General features: G+C 45.9%; 16 protein-coding genes. 1 reads left to right on the forward strand and 15 read right to left on the reverse strand.

Going from position 1 to position 20788, the window contains the following annotated elements; translation table 11 throughout:
• Nucleotides 1-5 precede the first annotated feature (5 nt).
• The 15 genes from AAA942_RS11500 to AAA942_RS11570 form a co-directional block, all read right to left on the reverse strand.
• The gene (locus tag AAA942_RS11500) at nt 6-4232 is read right to left on the reverse strand and encodes a hypothetical protein (RefSeq protein ID WP_338220419.1); all 4227 of its coding nucleotides are present in this window, start codon (nt 4230-4232) and stop codon (nt 6-8) included.
• Nucleotides 4233-4243: 11 nt separating this feature from the next.
• A complete protein-coding gene (locus AAA942_RS11505) occupies nt 4244-7642 on the reverse strand; it encodes a baseplate J/gp47 family protein (protein WP_338220420.1) in 3399 nt (1132 codons plus the stop codon).
• Nucleotides 7639-8052: a GPW/gp25 family protein gene (locus AAA942_RS11510; RefSeq protein ID WP_338220421.1), complete on the reverse strand. Its 414-nt coding sequence runs from the start codon at nt 8050-8052 to the stop codon at nt 7639-7641. The genes AAA942_RS11505 and AAA942_RS11510 overlap by 4 nt, the downstream gene beginning before the upstream one ends.
• 71 nt (nt 8053-8123) lie before the next feature.
• Nucleotides 8124-8402, reverse strand: coding sequence for a PAAR domain-containing protein (locus AAA942_RS11515; protein WP_338220422.1), 279 nt, complete (start codon nt 8400-8402; stop codon nt 8124-8126).
• Nucleotides 8403-8405: 3 nt separating this feature from the next.
• Entirely contained in the window at nt 8406-10157 is a 1752-nt protein-coding gene (gene vgrG, locus AAA942_RS11520; protein WP_338220423.1) for a type VI secretion system tip protein VgrG, read from the reverse strand.
• A 6-nt stretch (nt 10158-10163) separates the two neighbouring features.
• Entirely contained in the window at nt 10164-10952 is a 789-nt protein-coding gene (locus tag AAA942_RS11525) for a CIS tube protein (RefSeq protein ID WP_338220424.1), read from the reverse strand.
• A gap of 9 nt (nt 10953-10961) precedes the next feature.
• Entirely contained in the window at nt 10962-11117 is a 156-nt protein-coding gene (locus AAA942_RS11530) for a DUF5908 family protein (RefSeq protein ID WP_338220425.1), read from the reverse strand.
• A 2-nt stretch (nt 11118-11119) separates the two neighbouring features.
• A complete protein-coding gene (locus tag AAA942_RS11535; protein WP_338220426.1) occupies nt 11120-11593 on the reverse strand; it encodes a phage tail protein in 474 nt (157 codons plus the stop codon).
• A 3-nt stretch (nt 11594-11596) separates the two neighbouring features.
• A complete protein-coding gene (locus AAA942_RS11540; protein WP_338220427.1) occupies nt 11597-12031 on the reverse strand; it encodes a phage tail protein in 435 nt (144 codons plus the stop codon).
• Between the two features lie 32 nt (nt 12032-12063).
• Nucleotides 12064-13506, reverse strand: coding sequence for a phage tail sheath family protein (locus AAA942_RS11545; protein ID WP_338220428.1), 1443 nt, complete (start codon nt 13504-13506; stop codon nt 12064-12066).
• Between the two features lie 29 nt (nt 13507-13535).
• Complete coding sequence (locus AAA942_RS11550) at nt 13536-15257, reverse strand: phage tail sheath family protein (protein WP_338220429.1); 1722 nt, start codon at nt 15255-15257, stop codon at nt 13536-13538.
• 14 nt (nt 15258-15271) lie between these two features.
• Nucleotides 15272-16402, reverse strand: a complete 1131-nt coding sequence (locus AAA942_RS11555; RefSeq protein WP_338220430.1) for a hypothetical protein — start codon at nt 16400-16402, stop codon at nt 15272-15274.
• A complete protein-coding gene (locus tag AAA942_RS11560; protein WP_338220431.1) occupies nt 16399-17007 on the reverse strand; it encodes a DUF4255 domain-containing protein in 609 nt (202 codons plus the stop codon). Before AAA942_RS11560 ends, AAA942_RS11555 begins: the two co-directional genes overlap by 4 nt.
• Nucleotides 17008-17473: 466 nt before the next feature.
• On the reverse strand, nt 17474-18844 hold the full coding sequence (locus AAA942_RS11565; protein ID WP_338220432.1) for a hypothetical protein: 1371 nt from the start codon (nt 18842-18844) through the stop codon (nt 17474-17476).
• Nucleotides 18845-18927: 83 nt separating this feature from the next.
• Nucleotides 18928-20322, reverse strand: coding sequence for a hypothetical protein (locus AAA942_RS11570; protein WP_338220433.1), 1395 nt, complete (start codon nt 20320-20322; stop codon nt 18928-18930).
• Between the two features lie 86 nt (nt 20323-20408).
• Here AAA942_RS11570 and rbfA point away from each other — a divergent pair, with 86 nt between their 5' ends.
• Nucleotides 20409-20786 carry a 30S ribosome-binding factor RbfA gene (rbfA, locus tag AAA942_RS11575; RefSeq protein WP_338220434.1) on the forward strand — a complete coding sequence of 126 codons (378 nt, stop codon included), beginning with the start codon at nt 20409-20411 and terminating at the stop codon, nt 20784-20786.
• Nucleotides 20787-20788: the final 2 nt, after the last annotated feature.

Here is a 20788-nt window from a genome sequence, read left to right on the forward strand (position 1 = left end):
CAGGTTTAAAATTCGCCCAGGGATGAGAAATTGAGAATGATCGACTGGTCCAGGTTGTCATCGACTTCGCAGTCATGAAGTGTACCGGAGGGATAGACATTGCGGACCTTTTCGAGGATTTCGATCAGATTCCCAAGGGCCTGAGAGAGTTGCTTGGGATGTGATGCTTGTTTCAGGTTTTCAAGAAGCCATGTCTTCCAGGCTTTCTCGAGTTGTTCCATGTGCTTGGGATGGATCCAGCAGATCGTCAAAAACACATGGGCCGGTGCTTCCAATTTGAATTTGTTTTCCAGAAATTTTCTTAAATCCCGGTTGGTAAATCTGCCCGCCCAAAACGGCAATATCACATGGGCCATGCAGGTGTAAGGGTCATCCAGGGTGCATTGGCATTCTTCCTGGAAATGGGGGTCCAAAAGTCGGTCTTCCAAGGTCTCGGTGACGGGACTGCCTCCTTCGGAAAAGGTAAATTTTCCATTGTGTTTGGGACGGAGAAGAATGTGTTCGAAAAGGTGTGTGCCTTCATGGCTGAAAAACTGTCCCAAAAAGAATTCTCGGAGTTTTTCTACAGCTTTGAGTTCTTGACCTCCTTGGACTAGGGCCTTTGCCCCGTCCATTTCCAAAACTTCAAACTGCCGGGACAGGCTGATATAACCACCTTGCCAGTTGGTTTTAGGCTCCATAGGGGTCACCACCCGGGTATTTGTTCCGTCAAAGCTTACAGAAAATACAGGAAGGTCCTTGAGGTAGGTTTTTCCGCCTTCTGAATAAATCAGCTTGAGTTCTGAAAAATACCCGATTACCTCACTTAAATCGCCGGATAGGATGATTTCGTGGGATTCTAGGGATACACTTTGGACTAAAACCTCCTGCTCAAAAAGGATGGAATCTCCTTTTTTTGGCAAGGGAGAGCCTTGCAGAATTATTTTTGAGCCCAATGCTTCTGCTTGATTGAGCTCAAATGCTTCAGGGGGATTTCCTTGAGCTAGGAGCCATGCCTCTCCCCAGTTCCCATCCTTCAGGGCCTGAGCAAGGAGCTGATTGAAGTCTGTGGCTGTACTTTCTGCCAAAAGGCCACCTCTCAGCGGGTCTACCACCTGAATGCGGTAAGGGGTTTTCGCATCGGAAGGAAGTTGATAGCCCGACGGTCTCGATGCTGCCGCGACCAGCTGCCATAGGTGATTTTCAAAACTTTCTTCAGCTAAAATTTCAAGGCGTGCTGCATCGGTTTCACCCGGAACTTCCTCATTGATTTTTCCAAACAGGATTTCCTCCCCTTTTCCAAAAGGAGAATCAAACAATTGAAACTCCACTTCATAACTTGGAACTCCAGACCCTAAGGAAGTGCTGATCGTATAGCTGACCCAGTTTTTCAATCCTAAGCTCAGATTTTTCCTGTTGGCCCGAGGATTTTCCAAAAACTCTCCGAGAAGGATTTCATGGACTTGGCCCAGCAATGTATCCGCGTCTCCTCCCTCAGCATCACTCATTAAGTCTTGCCTGAGGCTTGCTCCTAGTGTGACTCCCTGATGCTGGAGCAAAACCTGAATGGATCCCGGATCTCCGGACAAGGTGTAGTTCTCTCTAAGTGCCCCGATGAGAAGAACTTTTTCCAAAGCTTCTGAGGCTTCATTTTTGGAAGAAAAGTCTGCCAAAAGTTTGAATATCGGCTGATCGCTATCGTCCAGGACCTGAACAGACCAGATTCCCTCATTTTCTTCCAACAAAAAATGAGAGCTGAAAAACAGCCAATCTGGGTTTTTCTTTCGGATTCCGTACAGGGCAGCTACCCGGTCTTCCAGACCTGCCAAGTTTTTCTGATGGTAGAATTCATCCGAAATCGAATAGTCGAATCCCAGCCCACGTCCTGAACTGATTTCGGGATAGGTTTGGATTAGTTGTGATTTGTCATCGATCAGCCTCTCCTGAGCCTTGAGAGGGTGGATTCGTTCTGCCAGGAGGGCATAGTCGGTAAGAGACTCGGCAAATCTTCCCAGCAAATGATTAAGAAACTTGTTTCTCCTCTTCAGGAAAGTTTCCCTGCTTTCAGTAATCTCCCCGAGGAGCTCCTTCAAGTCACTCAGGTTTTTCCATAGATCAGCAGAGTCGGGAACCTTGGTGCCTAGTCTACCATCGGATTGGACAATCACATCGGATAAGCTCTGGAAAAAGTAGGTCCGGTCCACCAGTCGATTGCCAAATTGATCCTTTTCATTTTCGTGGGAAAAGAGGTGCTTCAAATTGGCAAGTTGGGAAAGATAGTTGGCGAGGTATTGCTCAAAAACCATCAAATACGCTTTGAGCTGTTTTACCTGATGGGGCTGTGGACGCCCCTCTCCCTGAGGGAGCATGCCTTCTTCTCCAAGCCCGTAGACAAGGGGGAAGTCATTCTGAATGGAGAAATAATTTTCCAAATCCCGATGTTCTCCACTCAGCGGAAGGAAGTTTTTTACAAGTCCGGACTTCTTCTGAGGCCGTTTGCCGGTTTGGATATCTTCGAGGAGGTCCTCCACCTTTTCTCTATTGGCAATGAAGGGTAGGTTTTCTTTGAAAAAAGTCAGTTTGCTCAGGGGTACATTCAGTCGGGGAATGTAGTTTTTCTCCATAGCCAGCCTGAGGCACCATCTTACACTCATTGAGGGGATTGTTTCTTTGGGATCATCTTGAGGTAGATTGGCAATTTGAATGCTCTTTACGGCTTCGACTCCCGGAATGTCCATAATCAAATGGATCAAATCAGACACATGCAGCTGAGACCTTCTTTCGGCCAAGGCAAGCTCTTCATCATCAATAAAGCCATGTTTTAACAAGGGGCCTTCGAAGATTTTTTCAGTAGGAGTCCCTGCTGCATTTTCCCAATCACCCAAAAAAACCTGATCATCCTCCCGAATCAGGGAACTCGAAAAGTTAGGGGAAAGACTAATCTCACAAGCCCCGTCCTGAGCCAATCGAGCGCCTAATACTTCGTAGGTACCTGCATTGTTTCCACTTCCGATGATACTCAGTTGGTCACCGGGTTTTGGGAAATCTTCCTCGGGAAGATCGATAAAGACCTTGGCCGGATTCTGTTGGATTCGGAGGATAGGAAGTCTCTCTTCTTTTCCCCGGTCGATCATTTCCTCCAGACTGTAAAAATTCACCTGAGGTGAAAGAAAGCCCCCGATTGCTGAGAAAATAAGCGCCTCTGTAAGCTCTACATTGGCTTCAGGGCTGAGTTCTATGTCTGCACAGACCAATATTTCCTCCACTTTCAAGGCCTGAAACTCCACAAAGTCTTCGCAGAGGTTGCGATTGGCATGCAGTGTTTGCTTGACCTCGGCAAGAATTTCTCTGATTTTATCGGTCTTTAGCCGGTATTGAACCAAGGCTCCATCCTCATCTTGGTAGACCAGTTGATTGATTTGATTGCTGAGGGGAGTAAGTCCATCCAAAGGCTGAGGTCCGATATTGGTAAGGATCGAGCCCTCTAGTTTTATATTTTTTGAGGGTTGAATTTTAGCGATCAGATCGATTCCGGAAGGCAGGTTTTGAAATTGGATATCAATAGACTGAATGGCTTTTTTGATGGCTTGAGAATCGGTCCAGTCGATGTTTTGATCCCAGCGCGGAAATTCGATCTGTATGTCCATAACCGTCCCTTTCAAATCAGGATGCTCTGTAATCTCGATTTCCATACTGAGCTGGTTTTCATTGAGATCACCCAAAACCGGCACCGTATCAAACTCCAAAAGGACATCGTAAAGAATCCCCATTTTCAAGGCTTTTTCGGAAGATGGGAATGGCTTGTAGGCTAATTTTTTGGCCTTTCGATCCGGATAGACCGGGATTTCATTGCTTTCTCTAAGGGTAATCCATGCATTTTTTACTCCGGCTTTGGGACAGATTGAATCAGGGTCCTCATCTACCACTTCCACATCCATAAGGAGCTTTCTGTAATCAGTCAGGGTAAGCGCTTTGGAAGGAAGTATTTGTGAAGGCTGAAAAAACTGTCCGGACAGCGATCCACTGGGGTCTGCCAACAAATTCTGAATCGGAAACTGAGTCCTGAAGCTGAGATCAGTGATGGCATAACAAAGGATCTCCAAGATGGTCACCCCCGGGTCATGTGCATTGTAGTCGGTCCATATATTTCCCGAAAGCCGCTGAATATAAGCTATGGCTTCCTTGCGCAGCAGCTCGTAGTTCGATGCCGGGCTGGGAAAGTTGTTTTTGGATATGGTGACAGGTTCTTGCATAGACTTGATGATCAATATTTTTCCTCCATATCACTGCTCTCTGAGGAAAGGATGTCTGCTTTTTCAGGCACGACATTGTCCTCACATTTACAGTCGTCTGTTTCCAGAATTTCAATTAGATGATCTCCGTAGTTTCCAAGTGTACCCACAGACCCAAGTAGGGATACGCCTCTGCTTCCTCGGCCTTCTTCTACCCGTGTGCGTGAGATGAGCTGCCCATTGATTGGATTTTTGATCAGATGGTAGAGTTCAAAGCAGGAAAGGAAATCCACGTAGGGAAGCTTTTCTATGAAATGCAGAATGACCGAACTGTGGATCTCTCCCTCAAACTGGAACTGCTCGGTAGGTCCAAAAGCCCAAGGAGAAAGAAAGGCCTTCAGATCATCCTCCAGCTTTTTGGTGTGAATGGACTGATCTACTGCTGGCAGGAAACGGACCTTGGTTTTGATTTGAAGCTCTTCATAGACGGGGTTTATCACATGAAGAAGTACTCCTGGAGAGCATTTTTTTAGCAGCATTTCTTTGATTTTGCTGAGCAGGGAGACGCTGGCTTTGGGTCTGAGTGGGTCCAGGGCGTTTTGGTTTTGGACATTGGCGATGATCACCAAAGTCACGTGGCGAGGGGCCAAGGCGCGGTATTCTTGTAGATTTCCCTCGTAGTAGGTATGATTGAGGGCTTTGACTTGATAGACTTCAGGAAATTCTTCCAGAACCAGATGCTCGTAGTCCCATTTGGTGATGGATCGCTGCTTATGTCTGAGCCGTTCGGATACCCGGGTGTAGAAATTCTCTTCCGCCTCAGCCATTTTTCCTCCAAAGGAGCCGAAGGGCTGATTGATCTTGCTGATTTGATTTTGGCTGAGAACCAATTTGCTGATTGTTCCGGCAGGTAAGGCTTCAGCCAGACGGTTCGGGTCATTTTGTTTGCTGTCAAAAGTGACCTCAATAGCTTGAGCTAAAATTCCGGTCAACTTGGGAAGGGCTTCGGCGTTTTCGGCTACAGAAGCTTTGAGCCAAGTGTGGCCATCAGGCATAATAGTATGAGAAGAATCCGCGGCCTTGGGTAAAGTGAATTGAACCAGCCCAGTCTGAATCATTCCCCGTGTTTGGTCAAGGGCCAAATCCAACTTATCCACAGATTTCCAGATATTTCCGCTCAAGTAGCTCCAAGACACAATTGGTACTGGCTTTTCGGGATTACCGCTACCATCAAGGATATGGAAAAGCAATTGGATGCTTTGTCCTGGGAGATGGTTTTTCAGGCCAATCATCAGTTCTCCCTGAGCGGTAAATTGAGGAATTAGGGGAGGATTTTTCTCCTGAAAAAGCGCTTCTCCAAAAGGTCCGATATGAAAAAAATGGCTCCATTTGCCTGATTCCGTAGTAAAAGTGTCTTCAGCCGTATAAGTCAGACTAACTGATTTCAGCTCGGGGGTATAGGGCTCTTTGGGTAAAGGAAGATCAGGATTATCCAGTTTTTTGAGCACTTCTCCGGCAAAAAGAATAGGATAGTCCTTGTGCCCAAAGTCCGGAGTGATAAGCGACAGGCGTAGGAAGCCTCTTTTTTTATCAGGACTCCAGGTTTCTATCTCCTCCAATTCCGGATCCGAACCCAAAAGCTGAAGCATCTCCCCATCTAGGGTCAGGGTGGTTTCCGATATAGGCGGTGCAGTATCAGAAGGACCAAAAAGGGATAGAAAATAGGAGGCATTTTTGGGGTGCTTGATCCAAGCCCTATCCTTCAGAAGGGTGGGTTCTACCCTGAATTTCAGGTTGGTTCTACTGTCTTTTTCAAGATAACCTTTGTAATGGTCTTGGAAACCATTCCCCGTGCTAGGCAGTCCTGCCCATTCGGCAGTTATGGAAAGGGAATTTAGATCTTTGGAAAATACCTCCCGGCTCCCCACATAAAAATGGGAACCTTGCGTGGGGCGAAATCCAAAAGGATGAATATTTTTTCCAACAGGCAAAACTGTCTGGTCATTTTGGAGGATGAGGTTTTGAACCCCAGACACGTCAACTCCGAGCTTCAAGGATCTCAGCTTGGCATCCTGTAGCATAGGATAGGCGTAACTCTGCGCTGTAGGGGCCAACTCTACTTTCACTACCGGCTGTGTGGTGGAGAACTTCTGAAGAAGAACCTCTCGATCGTACCCGACTATGGCTTCCTGCTCGGGGTTCAAGGAGAAATTGAGAATCAGTTCAATTCCATCTGATCCCCGATTAATGATTTGATGGGTCTGCTTTTGGAAAGAGTAAATCAAGTCATGGTACTTGTCCTCGCCCATGCCCCTTACGTCTTTGACATCCTCCAGATCTCGAAAAACTTTGCCCAAAAGGCTATCTCTGTAAGCCAGGATATTTTTGGCTGTGATTTCCCCTATGTCATATCCCGAAAAAGGGCGGTGGGTACCTATCTCCGGGTCATCGTGGATCGGTCCGGCCTGAGGCTCAATTCCCGCGATATCCTGCCATTTTTTTGCAGAATTGATAAATTTCAGGGCATCGGTTTTGGCCTGTTCCTGAGATTTTTCACCTCCTGTATTTGCCTCTATCCAGTCTTTTTCCCCGCTTAGCCAAAACCGAAAACTGGAATTCAAATTCAGTTTATTCAGGTTTTCAAGTAGCTGTTCGTCTGGAAAAAAAAGAAGGCTCAGGCTGATTTTTCTTTCTCCCTCTGCCAAAAACAGAACCGGTGAGGAAACAGCAAAACCTAAGATGGCGGATAACCTGTCCGACTCAGGATAAAGCGTTTTAGGAATACCAAATGTACTCCAGCCTCCCTCTGATTGAATGATCTCGGCACCATTTCCATCTTCGGAATTGGCAATAGGTGAGGCATAGAATCTTGAAAACTCATCCTTGAACAGGGCTTTCAGGTCCGCCACCTCAGCTTTGTTGACCGCCTGATCGGAAAGCGTGCGAAAAGAAACAGGCAATCCAAGACCATCTTTCCCAGCTTTGAATGAGGTGAGTGAAGGGATCAAGTACTCTCCCACATGCTTGGCAAGCTGGATAATAAGATAGGCTTGATCGGGTTCTGCAGGTTTTTCCCGGATTCTCAACACATCCCTGTAGAAAAAGTCCAAATGTCTTTTTGTAAGTGTATTGAGGTCCTTTTGGAGCAGGGTGTAGTTCTGTAGGAAGGCAAGGAAAAGGGCAAAATGAGGAGCGGTCAGTTGCTCAGGTTGGATATCCTGTGTGAAAAAGTTCTTCCAGTCCTTGCCCGTATCTCCTGCCGATTCGATGAGTTTTAGCTGAAAAGCAAGTTTGCTGGCAAATTGCTTTAATTCATCCAAGCTTCGCTCATCCACTGCCACATAATCGGGCAGCAGGCTCTCCAGCAGGCGATTGGCCTGATGAGTTCCCGGATGGGGGACATGGACGCTATGACAGGAATCGCTGCTCATTGGGTGATATCCGTGGCTTCGATGAATAGGTAAGGATAGACTAGATTTCTTCGGTTGTTTGTAGCGAGAATTAAGTACTCGATAAGCACCTCAATTCTTCCCTCTTGGTAGTCTGGACGCATGTCCACCTGAATCACGCGAATTCGGGGTTCGTGAAAGAGAATCGCGCGTTTGATCCGATTGGTGATCAGGGTAGCGGTGGTGACGTTAAGGGATTCAAAAAGCAAGTCCTCCATATTGGCGCCATACTCAGGGCGCAATACCCGCTCTCCAATGGAGGTATTGAGGAGAATGATGAGACTTTGGCGAATGTCCTCTTCATTTTCCGCCAAATTGACTTGGGCCACTTCCTGCTGAAAGCTAACGGGCCAGGCCCAGCCTCTTCCCAAATAGGTGTTTTTCTCTTTCATTTTTTTCTTGTTCAGAGGATACCAGATATAGCTTCGGTCATTCCCCAGCTTCCATTTTTAAATAATTCCTGCTATCCGATCATGACAGTTGGCGCTCCTACAGCAACCGAAGCTCCGCAAACGCAGGAATCCCCTGCTCTCAGGGCAGGCTTCCCACCGATCATCACGGTGCTACTTCCCAATAGGAAGGCACTGACCGTGGGCTGATGACTGTTGGGAGGCAGGCTGCAGACGTGGTTGTCCCCCATCACGGCTGCAGGCATACCTCCGATAAGCACGGTCGGTACTCCGGGACCAATGACAGTGCCGCCATGATTACTTGTGTCTCCGACTCTTGCTGCGTTTGGCATATTTCAATTGATCTGTACTAATGAACCTTTCACTGTAGTCTGTCCCGAGGAAGAAAACTCGGCCCCCGCCCCTCCCTTGGCGGTGAGCTGGGCAGATGATTCGATGTCTATATTGATTCCTTCGATTTTTACGTCCCCGGTAGCTTTAATTTTGACATCAGCAGAGGATTCCATGGTAATACCCTCGCTGTCAAGAATGACTTTGTTTCCGCTCTCGTCTTCCAAGGAAATGCGCCCATCTTCATCGTTCATTTCCACGATTCTTCCGCCCGGAGTTTCTATTCGGATGGATTTGGTCTCATCATCAAAGTGTAGTTTGAGTTCGGTTTTGCTGGTATATCCTTTTTTGAAATTGTCATCCGTGACTTCAATGGGACTGGCATTGGCCGAGCTAAAAAGCGAACCTAAAATGATGGGTTGGCGTGGGTCTTCATTGATAAAGCCAACGATCACCTCATCTCCGATCTCAGGATAAAAAACAGCCCCTCGGACTCCTTCGCCACCGGCATCCAGAGAAGCCAATCTGGCCCAAGTTCCTTCAGAAGAGGAGTCGATCATAGGGAGGAGAACTTTTACCCGGTTTTCTCCATCTGGATCTTCCAATCCTGTCACTTTTCCTATATGCAAGCCCTTCATGGCAGGAACTAGTCCGGATGCGGGCACATCCACGATATCATCAAAAACTGAGGAGATGAACCGATGGTCGAGACCCAATCCGAGGGTGGTAAACCACTTTTGGCTCGGCGAAACTTCGTGGTAAACCGAGCTCACGAAAGCTTTTCCGTTGAATCGGGATCCAAAACCACTAAGCTCCACCATGTCTCCTGGCTTGATCGTATTGTCCCCAAGTATTTTTAGCTGGCCTTTGATTTTTGAAAGACGGCTTTTCAGCATGTTGGCATCGGCCCAGTTTTGGAGTTCTTCTCCGGAGAATGCACCTCCATGAAGCAAAGTGAAATCCTCTAATCCAATCACCTCGGCGAGGTCCTGCCCGGAAAGATCACCTTGAAAATCAATGCCTGGATCAGGGGATTCCAGCTCCAAAAGTTCTTGATTTGCCATATCCCAGCCCATACTTTTACTTGAGGCATACTGGGTTCGTGCATCCATTTCTGCTTCTATTTCCACCACATTGGTACCAAATTCCAGTTCGAGCTTGGCATCGGCCGTTACTTCGGCGCTTTTCATTTTCACGGTGCCGTTTTCCACGAGGATTAGCTTGCTGTTAAGCTCTGCACGGGTCAGCATGAAGTCCCAATCCGAGCAGTAGAATTGGACCATTTCTTTGTGGGTAGTTGATGTGGCATCCACATCACTGCCAAGACCGTATCCTGATATTAAATCTTCAATGATTTCGGAATCTTTGGAATCAAAGAAGTACTTGTTTTTTCGGCCTATGGTCATTTTCACTGCCGGATCTCTCAGTTCCAAAATCAGCTTGGATGCACCTCCTCTTGCCTCAATTCCATGCCGGATAATTATTCCCTCGAAAATGACTTCTTCGTCATTGTTGTACCCGGCTTTGATGGTGATTTTTTTCCCCGGAATAAAAAAATCTCCACTGCTGACCTCAAAGTCTCTGGATGCTACATCTCCGTCAAAAAGCACGACTCTGGCTGCAGGCAGTTTATTTACCGCTTGTGTCACGGCAATCATGGCCACACCGATTTCAGGGGGTATTTCTGTTCCCTCAGATAGAATCTTAAAGGTGGCAAGATTCGGATTGGTACGTGCTGATACGGGTACTATGGGCATTGTAGGTTATTTGGCTAGTGGGGGAAAGATGAGTTCCTGTCCTTCATGGAGCAGGCGGAAATTGTTGATTTTATTGATTCTGGCGATTTCCAGATAAAAGGAGGAATCACCATAAATCCTGTGGCACATCAGAGGAAGGGTATCGCCCGATTTGACTGTACGGAGATGAGTGAGGTCTGGAGACGTTCGGCCTGTTTCCGCTGCTTGTTCACTTCGGGAGATGGATTGTTTGAATTTGGCAGTGACGGTAGCCCGGATAGGAAGCCCGGCATTGTTGAAGAGTTTGTAGTTGATTGTGGCACTTTCGAGTACCCCTCTGAATTGGAAGGCCCCCCAGTTGATTTGCAAATAGTTGGGCTGATGGGTAGTGGGTTGGATTTTTTGGGTAATGTCCAAAAATCGGGTAATCGCCCGATCCACATGCTTGTCTTCTTTGATGATCTCTATTGCAGAGACTTTTTCTCCACCGATTTTGTCCCGGTCCGGGGCAAGGTCACCCAAATAGGAAAGGTCCAAATTGGCGGGGGAGTCCTTGGAAGGTGGGGAAGCGCTGCTGGCATCAAAAAGAAATTCGAATTGGACGTCTTCGGATTGGTTGGATTTAAACTGGTTTTGTCGGCCATCTGCGAGACCTTCTTCCGCTACCCACTTGTTTTTCACTTCCTGACTGTAGGTCGTGGGATTATACATGACCACGTAATGGGCCGTGGAGGTTTCGTAGTTGTCATCCGAAAAAGCAGTGATTTTCAGCTTTTCGAGACCTCCCATCGGAGTAAAGATGTCCTTTAGTGCCATAGTCGCTGATTATCTTTCGTTTTTCTCTTTGATCAATTTGGCGAGTTCTTCCAGTCCCTGCATTAGCGCATTGGTGCTTGGACTTGGCTTTTGATTGCCTGTGGGTCTTTCGTTTTGCGTATCCACAGTGGTTCGGATGATAAGCTCTTTGATTTCGATAGGCATGGTTAGATGGGGCTTAGGTCGGAAGGTTCTATTCTTCGGAAATACTGATAGGCAAACTCCATCGATTCAATCATGAGACCGCTGTCCATGGCATTGAGCCCTTCGATGTCCCACTTCACTGGCCAGGCATTGAAAAAGTTCCAAGCCTGTAGAGGAAGATGATCCTCGTTGAGCAAAATCACCGTGATGTCCTGTGGCTCAAAGCTGAAATTCTCCACTGCATTTTTAAACCACTTGGCGGCGGGAGAACCACTCATCATCCCCCTTTTCATTGCCAGATTAGGGTAACTCACCGGATTGGGCATACGGTGCTTGAAGCGGTTTTCTCCCCCTTCCGCATACTCTTCCACCCCGATTTCAGCGCTTATTCCGCTTACCTCCTGAAATCCCACATCGGGAATTCCGGGGTATTTGAGAGCTAGCCCTTCAAATCGTACAAGGAAGTGAAAGCCTGTGGGAGGATAGAAAAAAGCCATGGCTTAAGTAGTCTCTATGCTTAGTCCCTCGTGACAAAGCTCGATCGTCTCGATGGCCACTTCGTTTCCGGTTGAGTTGAGCGTAGGACCTTCTACCTTGCAAGGCCAAGCCTCTTTCACCTTCCATACCATGATGGGTTCGTGCTCTTCATTGAGCAAGCTGATCGTGAGGTCCCTTCGGTCGATTTTGTTTTTCTTGACGGTGTTTAGCCATTGGAAAAATTCATTGTCCGCTGCAAAAACTCCCCTCTTGAGGGAAATATTGCTGTATTGGGGAATTCCTGGCATTTTGGTTACATGATATTCAAGGGAATTGCCCTCCCGGTAATCGATGGTTTGCAATTCTATGGAAAGGCCGGAGACCTCGGTAAATCCAATACGGGTACCGCCCCATTCTACCTGAAAATGAAAGACGGAAACAGGATATGCTACTGCCATAATAATTTAGGTTAAAGTGTTTGCTGTTTTGATTAGGCTTCTTGAAGCTTATGAGAGAATTTGAGGATGATAAATTCGGCAGGTCTTACTGCTGCCAGGCCAATTTCTACGTTCATCCGGCCTTCCAGAATGTCCTGTGCGGTCATGGTCACACCCAAACCGACTTTGACAAAAAAGGCATCTTCCGGTTTTGCCCCAGCCAAAGCTCCATCTCTCCAGAGTTTGGCAAGAAAGTTTTCGATCATGGTTTTCACCCGGAGCCAAGTATTGGCGTCATTTGGCTCAAAGACCACGAATTCGGTGGCTTTTTTGACCGATTCTTCAATGAAGATGAAGAGACGCCTTACAGGTACGTACCTCCATTCGTTGTCATTTCCGGCTAGTGTTCTAGCTCCCCAAATCAATGTGCCTTTACCCGTAAAAGTCCGGATGGCGTTTATCGATTTTCCTGAGGAAGCGTCCACGTTTAGAGAGGCCTGCTGCTCGTTGGTGATTTTCACTGCAGGGCCTACCACTCCTCGGATGTCCTCATTGGCTGGAGCTTTCCAAACTCCTCTTTGGCTATCTACTCTGGCATAGACACCTGCTACTGCCGGAGAGGGAGGAAGATCTACTTTGAGCTTGTTGATTTCCGCGAAAATGGCCCGATGAAGGCTAGGGTCTGTTGCTTCAAGAGAAGCAAGAGTTACTCCATTCAGGGTGTTTGAAATTACCGGGTTGGAAGTACCCAAACCCTTGTACTCATGGGTTTGGACAAGATTGATCGCAGAAGGATTGAATCCATAAGAATAGGAAGTCTTAAGATTGGGATAGTAGGCTGCTCCGTATTTTAGATTTCCGGAGCCTATTCCATTATTTCGGAAATTCACCCCGTCCTGGAAAGGATTTGTGGTGTTTTCCTTGACATCCATAATCACAAAGCGATCTTGAAGTTTGTCACATTGAGCCAAGGCATCGGTATAAACAGGCTGAAACGAGGCCATAGTCATGTAATCCGGGAAAACGATCAGGGTAGGTTCATCCACTTTTTCAAGCATAGCCAATCCATGTCTCAGGCTTCCCGCCACAGCGGGGCCATCGCTGCTTGGAAGGCTAGAATATGTATTGACTGAAACGATGTAGCAAGGCCCACCCCCATTGTCAAAATAATGGCGAAGGCTGTGGTACATCTTGAATGGGGAAGGCGCCCCTGAAAGAGAAGCCGTGATTTTTCGGGTTTGAAGGGTGGCCGGCTGTCCATCTAGTCCGGTGTAGGTATCCTGAATACTGACGGACACTCCTTCCAGATTAGGACCTCCGAAGATGGCCTCATACTCCAGCATGGAAGTGATCCGGGTAGGTACACGAAGCGCTCCACCATCGGCTTTTTGTGTGTGGCCAATAAATGCCGGGATCGCCGTCTCCACTGCCGCAATGGAGGCTGGCAGGGTAGAGATTTCCTGAATATAAACACCCGGTGTTGTGAAATTTGACATGGGTTCTGTGGGTTATAGTGAAGTTGAGATTAGGATTCCTGAAGCTTGTGAGAAAACTTCAGGATGATGAACTCTGCAGGCCTTACAGCGGCAAGACCTATTTCTACATTCATTCTGCCTTCGAGAATGTCCAGGGCTGTCATGGTTTTACCGAGGCCAACGTTTACAAAAAATGCCTGTTCGGGTTTTGCTCCGGCTAAGGCTCCCTCCCTCCATATGCTGGAAAGGAAGTTTTCGCACATGGTCTTCACCCTAAGCCAAGTATTGGCATCGTTGGGCTCAAAGACCACGAATTCTGTGGCTTTTTTGATGGATTCCTCCACAAACAGGTAAAGCCTTCTTACCGGGATGTATCTCCACTCGTTGTCATTACCTGCGAGAGTTCGAGCTCCCCAGACCAGATTGCCCCTGCCTTGAAAAAAGCGAATGACATTGATGGATTTTCCTGAGGTGGCATCTACATTCAAAAGACCCTGCTCTTCACTACTTACTGCCAAGGCAGGTCTGCTAATGGATCGGATTTCTTCATTGGCAGGGGCCTTCCATACCCCACGCTGACTGTCTACCCGAGCAAAGACTCCAGCCATAGATGCTGAAGGATAAAGGTCGACCAATCGGGATTTGAGATCGGCCATGATGGCGTTGTATAGAGCTTTATCCGGCGCCACCCAAGTGAGGGTGCCTGAGCCTGATACTGTAGCACCACCTCCTGCATTGTCTGTATAGACTAGGGTTAAATCACCTCCTGCCTCGCCTTCGATTTTGGCGGTGACGGTGATCAGATTGGAGCCTCCTTCTCTAGTGGCTCCGTAGCGTGCTTTGGGAGGAGTATTGATGGCGGTAGTCAGGCTGCCAGCTGTGGTGATGTTGCTCGTATCCTTGTTGAATTCACTTCCTTCCAGATAAGTATCGCCACCTATCTCAAAGCTGTCTCCGTCTATCACATCGAAATCTGTAATTCGAATGGTCCCGGTAGCAAATTTTTGACCTGCTCCGATCTCGGCGAGAGTCAATCCGTGAAAAGGACCCAGACCCGGGCCGGTCCTGTTGTCAATGATCGTCAGCTCATTTTCTTTGAAATTCCTGTAAAGGATAGTTCTCAGTGAAGGAAAATAGGCAGCACCATAGCTTAGATTTGAGCTTCCCACTTCGGCCCGGAACTGATTGCCGTTTTCGGCAACGGAAATTCCCGTATCCAGCAGGGCATCAAAAATTGCAAATCGGTCTTGAAGCTTGGCACAGTGAGCCAGCATCTGATCATGCAGGGATTTTCTGTCAGTAGCTCCCAAAATCACCGATTCAGGGACCAAAAGGAGCGTGGGTTCATCCTCTTCCTCGAGAGCCCGGATTCCTGAGATAAGCTCGTTGACATCAATTGAATTGGAGTCGGGATCAGTGTCATAAGTTCCCGTCGAAACTATCCAGCATGGTCCTCCTCCGTTGTTGAAGTACATGTAGACCTGATAGGTCATCAAGTAGGGAGAGGGATTGCTAAGCGCAGGGATGGAAAAAGTACCATCGGCATTGATCGTGATTTCATATTTTTCGGAAAATGCATCTCCAAAGATTTCCTGAAATTCAAGGTAAGATGAAATCCGGTTTGGCTTGTTGGTAGGAATGGGAATTCCGTTTTTTTCAGCCTTGGCTGTGTAGCCAACAAAGGCTGGAATAGCTGTAGCCACCGGAACCACTGAGGCAGGAAGGGTGGAGATTTCTTTGATATACACTCCGGGAGTTTTGAATTCTGCCATGGGGAAAGAAAGGTTTAGATAAAGACGAAAATTTCACTGAAAGCCTCTCCTCCGTTGATTTTGGCAATTCCATTTCGGAGAGGATTGGGGAGATTGGCATACAATACCCGATTTCCCGGAGTCCTTCGGAGCTCCAGATTCAGTTTTGGGCTTTCGAAGAAGGGAATCGGTACCTGAGACTTGAATATGACTGTCTCTGCATTATTAATTTTGATATCAGGATGGGGTGCTCCTCCTTCCTGCTGAAAGGTGTATATCCCATAGGGCGTGCCCTGAGGGTTTCCTCGGTCTCTGATAGACAGTTGATTGGTTCCTAGGTTGAGTTTTTTGTTTTGGTTGACGATGATGTAAGTCCATCGGGTGGATTTTCTTTTCAGTCGTATGGCGTAATAGTCAATAGTTCCATAGAGTCTTGCCGGACTGCTCACATAGCTGATTTCTATAATTCCAAGTGCGGTATTTCCGATGGCGTCGCCGGAGAAAAAATAAGTCTTGGAAAATAGTGTCTCCGTATCCGCCTGATTTCTCAGTTCCAGGGAGTAAATCCCGTCTTCCTTCCCTTTGAAGTCTACTCTTAGAGAAAAAATCTCCAAATCATCCGGAGACAAGGATAAGTCCAGAGGTAGAGGATTGCCTGCACTGTCTTTTCCTGATGAGACCTGATTTCCAGATTCATCCCGCACCCGGAATATGACAGAAGTGGGAGATGAGGATAATTTTACCTGTTCGAGCAGGGTTTTTGGGCGGAGCCCGTCGAGGATCTGATATTCTAGGTTTTCCAGTGAAGCCGGATTGGCTGAGGAATTGGCAGGATTATTTTTGAAATGGAAAAAAGAGCCTGTTTTGAAGTCCTTTTGAGGGGTATTCCAGTCTGTAATCGTGTGGAGAAATCCCGAATTGGAACTGTTGATGAAAAAGCGGAATTTGCAGGGTACCTGAAGGCGGATTTCCGGATCAGAAAGATTTTCCTCTGCCCGATACAATACAATTAGTCCTTTTGGAATCGATCGTGTGAGCATCCGACCGCTTTTCAGGAGATTTTGGGTCGAAGTATCGGGGCTAAGACCGAGGGTTTGTGCGACTCCATCCGCGAAAAAATCATGGAGAAGCTGTACTTCAAAAAGCCGTGAGTAGAGGATATTCATAGCTTGTGTCTGGATTCGAGGTAGATTTTTTCGATCGGATCTCCGCTTTGCTGGATTGCATTTTCTTGGACACGGATAGTTCTCACTTTGTACAGTACGCTGGGGAGATATTTAGCCCCTACTACCGACCAAAAGTTGTACAGTTGCTCAAAGGAGTAGCTGTAAAGCTCTACGAATATTTTCTTCAATTCCCCGTCAAAACCGGCCAAACTTGGGCTGTTTTCTTGAGTAAACACACTTTTGCTCTGGAAGAAAGCCACTGCATAGCTCAGCTGCTTGAGCCCTTCCACATAGTCATCGGAGGAGTTGTTGGGAAGACGGTTTTGAAAATTGGCCGTAATCAAAACGTATAGATTCAATTGGATATCCGGATTGCGCTTTTCCACTTTGCCCACTGCATTGATGAATCGGTTTTGCTGGTCTTTGCTTGTCCGCTCTTCTTCAATATTGATCAAAGACAAGCCCAAGGATTGGTCAGGTATGGCAATCCCCTGTTCATTGGTCACACTGGATAGGACCACCCGATTGGTGATCGGATCGCCGACTTTGAGCTTGATGAAGGTATTAAGCTCCTGGGTCAAAAATTCCAAGGCTGAATGAATCATTGGTAAAAATTTGGTGCTGGAAAAACTCAAAAAAGCTAGCGAGATCAATAGCCAATTAACAGGAAAAAAAATCTTGTTTTTTACTGTGTTCTTAAAAAATAAAAAATTGTAAAATGCTTTAAATCAATTAATTGACCTTCCGATGTAAATGTTCTTTTGACATTTATTGATTTAAGAAAAAGACAAAAAAATCTTGTCAAACTTCAATAAATGATCTTTTTCCCCTTTTACTTAATTTTTCTTGTTAATTAAGTTAATTGATAGTCTTCCGAAATTAAGGGGATTAACGTCAGCTTTTTTCGAAGTAGGATTTAATCTGTTTTTTTCAGGTCCTACTTCCCTTTTGTAAGCAATTTTCCTGCGGGTTATGAATTAATAGGGTCCGAATCGTCTCTCTTTCCCCATAGAATTCATCTTGGATGGAGTTCCAAAGCTGAAGTTTAAGAAGTCTGAATTCTTTTGGAACTCAGACGAGTCGCTTCTCAATCCAAGCGTCAAATCGGACCAGTTCAAAATCGGTTGGATCCCAAAAATAGCTGCCTCTTGCCTGGACTAGATTGGTCATTTCTTCATTGCCGATTATCTGAATTGCTGAGTCTTCCACGTTTTTTCTCTGGATTTTGGAAAAAAGCTTGAATCCCCCCTCAATTCTGGGATTGATTTTTCCAGTCCATCTGGATATCAGCTTCCGCAGGTTTTCTATCTTATAATCCAGCCAGTCCAGGTCATTTTGATCAAAAAGAATCATCAATTCCAGCATTTTGGATCCCAAGTAAAAATTTGGGGAATACTTGAGTTGAGGCTGGCAATCGTGAATGAGCTTCAGGGCTGATTTGAAAGAATTCATTCGGAAATGCAGACAGGCCTCCCAATATTTCCACTTGGAGTTTAGCTCTGGATTAAACTTACTTAGGGATTTCTTCAAAAGAGCCTGGGCCTCTTCCAGTCTACCTAGATAATAGAGCGCCAACCATTGGTACTGAATGTGTTCCAGTCTGTTTTCGGAGCTTAAAAACCGGGAGGAATCCATCGACTTGTAATGCTGGATGACTTCTTTGAATTTGCCGGTGTGGATAAGGATTTGCTGCTGGATGAGCGTGAGTTCTTGATTGATTTCCTCGGAGGTCTTATTCTTTTCAAAGAGTTCAGCGGATTCTTTTTGCAAGTCCTCAGCTTTATCTAGGTCTTTGTTTGAAAGTGCCTTGCGGATCATGGATAGGTATTCCCATTGTTTTTGCTCAGTAGTCAGGTGTCTGAGGACCAGTCCCAATTCCACATTTTGGCAGGATATGGGCGTGGATTGTTCCAAATGCCGGTTTACCAATATCTGAAGATGACTTTTTACAATCAGTTCCAGTTGGGGCAAGTCTTTGGAATGGATTACTCCCTCCACTCCAAATCTCCTTGCAGTATCAAAAACACATAGAATTAGGTCAGGAAGATCAGCTTCGACAGCGGTTTTTAGGCTTTTTTCGAGGGTTTTCGAACCGGCTTTTTCCAAGCCCCGAGATAGTAAATGCTGGCTTTGAAGAAGGAGACTGGTGCATGTGATTCTATCTTGGACCTCTCCGTTAATTTTCAAACTTGACCCCAAGCAGGGGATCATTTCATAAATATCTTCTTTTACTCGTTTTTTTAGCTGAACAAAAGCAGATTTGGATTCTGTAGAATATAACCTACGACAATAGACTTTGTCCTCCTGGTTTGGGAAATGAATATATTCCTTGAGCAATTGGTATTTTTTCGACTGGGTAGAGTTTTTGACCGCACTGAGCTTGAGCAGTTTGGTCTTTTCTGATGGATCCAATGCATCAATCAAATCAAAAATAGAATTCATAAAAAACAGGTTAAGTTAAAATCCAAGAAGGAGGAAAAGAATCTCCTTGGAATTTACAACTGAAAACCCTGAAAGTCAAAAATTTAAAGCTTGGCTTTTTCGAACACCCCAGGTGATGTCTCCGAATAAAGGGCCATCAATGCCGGAAATTCGGACAAAAGTCTCTTGAATTCTCCCTCTGAATCAAAAATCAATTCTGGCTTTTGAAGGAAGACTTTGCTGTAGAGCCTGGATTTTCCCTCCAAATCTTTCTCTTTTCCTATGTAGGTCTGTGAGAGATGATAGTTTAAAAATGGACCTCCGAGCTGATTATCCAGGTAAAGATCCATTTCTGGACCCAAAACCATGATTTTTTTATTTTGAGTTGAATGATCTGGATTACTGGAAACAAAATAGGCTTCATTGCTTTGAGCCTGGCTTTTCCAAAAGAAAAGTCCGCCCAAGGGTAAACCAAAGACCAATGCCATAAAAGCGATTCCTCCGATCCAGCTCCTTTTGACATAAAGAAAAAACTGGGTAATGAGATATGTGAATCCAGGCAGAAAGATCAAAAGCTCAAATCCCGCCTGCTTTTTGACAAAAAAGAAAACCAATGCTCCAAAAAGCATCCAGGTAATTATAATCTGTCTTTGCTTTTGCTGATTGATTGTGGAACCCCGCTGGAAGGTCCCCATGAAATACCCAAAAAGGGCAAGCAAGATGGGAAAGGCTCCCAAAATCAACCAACTGTAAATGGACTGGTAAGAAAATCCATCATAAGTAAAAACCAAAGGAAGAATCTCCAAGGTATCCTGAAGGCTGTCATTCCAGAAGTAAAACACTAAAATGAGCAGAATAGGTAGAAAAAACCCAACTATAGCCAAGATCAACTGCCGAAACGAAAAACCGGAAATCAATAATCCGGTAAAGATCATGTAGGGCAAAATCAACCCGAAATTCAAATGAAAACCTGTAGCGATACCCCCATAGATCCCAATCAATAGGGTGGACTCGGAAGTTTCTTTTTGTAATACAGTCTGTGAAAAGAGCTGGCTGAGAGCCAAAATCAAAAAAGTACTCCCAAGCAAAGCCGGAGAAAGGGTGAGCATATCAAAGGAAAAGTGAAACAAAGCCGCCATAATTATTGCCGGCAAATAAGTGTTTTCATCAAACACCCGGTAGCGGATCAAGGTAAAATTCCAGTAGGTCAGCTGAATGAGAATCAATACTCTTCCCAGAATCGCATAGGCCAGGGGACTTCTTCCAAAAAGAAAGTCCATTGCCAAAAAAAAGGCAGCGGAGAGAGGTCCAGTATCATCTACCACGTCTTTATAGAGGAAAAAGCCCTCTCCCAGACGCTCACCCAAAACCATCCATTGGAGGAGGGGTTCTGTAATCGGGAAAGGAAACAAAATCAGATAGACGACAGAAAACACCAATAGATACAGGGCTACCCCAATGAGGCGAAATGGATCGTTGACTTTAAAAAATCTAAGCAAGGTATTGGGTTGAGTTGGATTGGGTTTTGCCCCGAAATTAAAGCATGCCCAAGTATTTCGCTAAATTTGTACCATAAATACTTCTGATGGAAAGCCAAAGACAAAAAAAATACGCCAAATTGATCCAAAAGGAATTGGGAGAGATTTTTCAAAAAGAAGCAAGGCACCTAATCGGGCGCACTATGGTGACTGTGACGAGAGTCGAGGTGAGTCCTGACTTGGGCTTTGCCAAGGTCAACCTGAGTTTTTTGCTAGCTGATAAAAATCAAGCCTTCGATTTGATCAATGATCACAAAAAAGAAATCAGGCATCATTTGGGTAAGAGAATCGGAAAATCCGTAAGAATCATCCCAGAACTGGCCTTTTTCCCAGACGATTCTGCCAGCTATGCCCAGCATATGGACAAAATCATCTCAGGACTCAATATTCCTCCTGCACCTGAGGAGGATGAAGAAGAAGATTAATC

It is taken from the genome of Algoriphagus sp. oki45, assembly GCF_036245605.1.
In the GTDB taxonomy this organism is placed as follows: domain Bacteria; phylum Bacteroidota; class Bacteroidia; order Cytophagales; family Cyclobacteriaceae; genus Algoriphagus.

Coding starts and splice junctions, on each gene's coding strand:
- AAA942_RS11500 (WP_338220419.1), bottom strand. CDS start 4,232: ATGCAAGAACCTGTCACCATATCCAAAAACAACTTTCCCAGCCCGGCA.
- AAA942_RS11505 (WP_338220420.1), bottom strand. CDS start 7,642: ATGAGCAGCGATTCCTGTCATAGCGTCCATGTCCCCCATCCGGGAACT.
- AAA942_RS11510 (WP_338220421.1), bottom strand. CDS start 8,052: ATGAAAGAGAAAAACACCTATTTGGGAAGAGGCTGGGCCTGGCCCGTT.
- AAA942_RS11515 (WP_338220422.1), bottom strand. CDS start 8,402: ATGCCAAACGCAGCAAGAGTCGGAGACACAAGTAATCATGGCGGCACT.
- vgrG (WP_338220423.1), bottom strand. CDS start 10,157: ATGCCCATAGTACCCGTATCAGCACGTACCAATCCGAATCTTGCCACC.
- AAA942_RS11525 (WP_338220424.1), bottom strand. CDS start 10,952: ATGGCACTAAAGGACATCTTTACTCCGATGGGAGGTCTCGAAAAGCTG.
- AAA942_RS11530 (WP_338220425.1), bottom strand. CDS start 11,117: ATGCCTATCGAAATCAAAGAGCTTATCATCCGAACCACTGTGGATACG.
- AAA942_RS11535 (WP_338220426.1), bottom strand. CDS start 11,593: ATGGCTTTTTTCTATCCTCCCACAGGCTTTCACTTCCTTGTACGATTT.
- AAA942_RS11540 (WP_338220427.1), bottom strand. CDS start 12,031: ATGGCAGTAGCATATCCTGTTTCCGTCTTTCATTTTCAGGTAGAATGG.
- AAA942_RS11545 (WP_338220428.1), bottom strand. CDS start 13,506: ATGTCAAATTTCACAACACCGGGTGTTTATATTCAGGAAATCTCTACC.
- AAA942_RS11550 (WP_338220429.1), bottom strand. CDS start 15,257: ATGGCAGAATTCAAAACTCCCGGAGTGTATATCAAAGAAATCTCCACC.
- AAA942_RS11555 (WP_338220430.1), bottom strand. CDS start 16,402: ATGAATATCCTCTACTCACGGCTTTTTGAAGTACAGCTTCTCCATGAT.
- AAA942_RS11560 (WP_338220431.1), bottom strand. CDS start 17,007: ATGATTCATTCAGCCTTGGAATTTTTGACCCAGGAGCTTAATACCTTC.
- AAA942_RS11565 (WP_338220432.1), bottom strand. CDS start 18,844: ATGAATTCTATTTTTGATTTGATTGATGCATTGGATCCATCAGAAAAG.
- rbfA (WP_338220434.1), top strand. CDS start 20,409: ATGGAAAGCCAAAGACAAAAAAAATACGCCAAATTGATCCAAAAGGAA.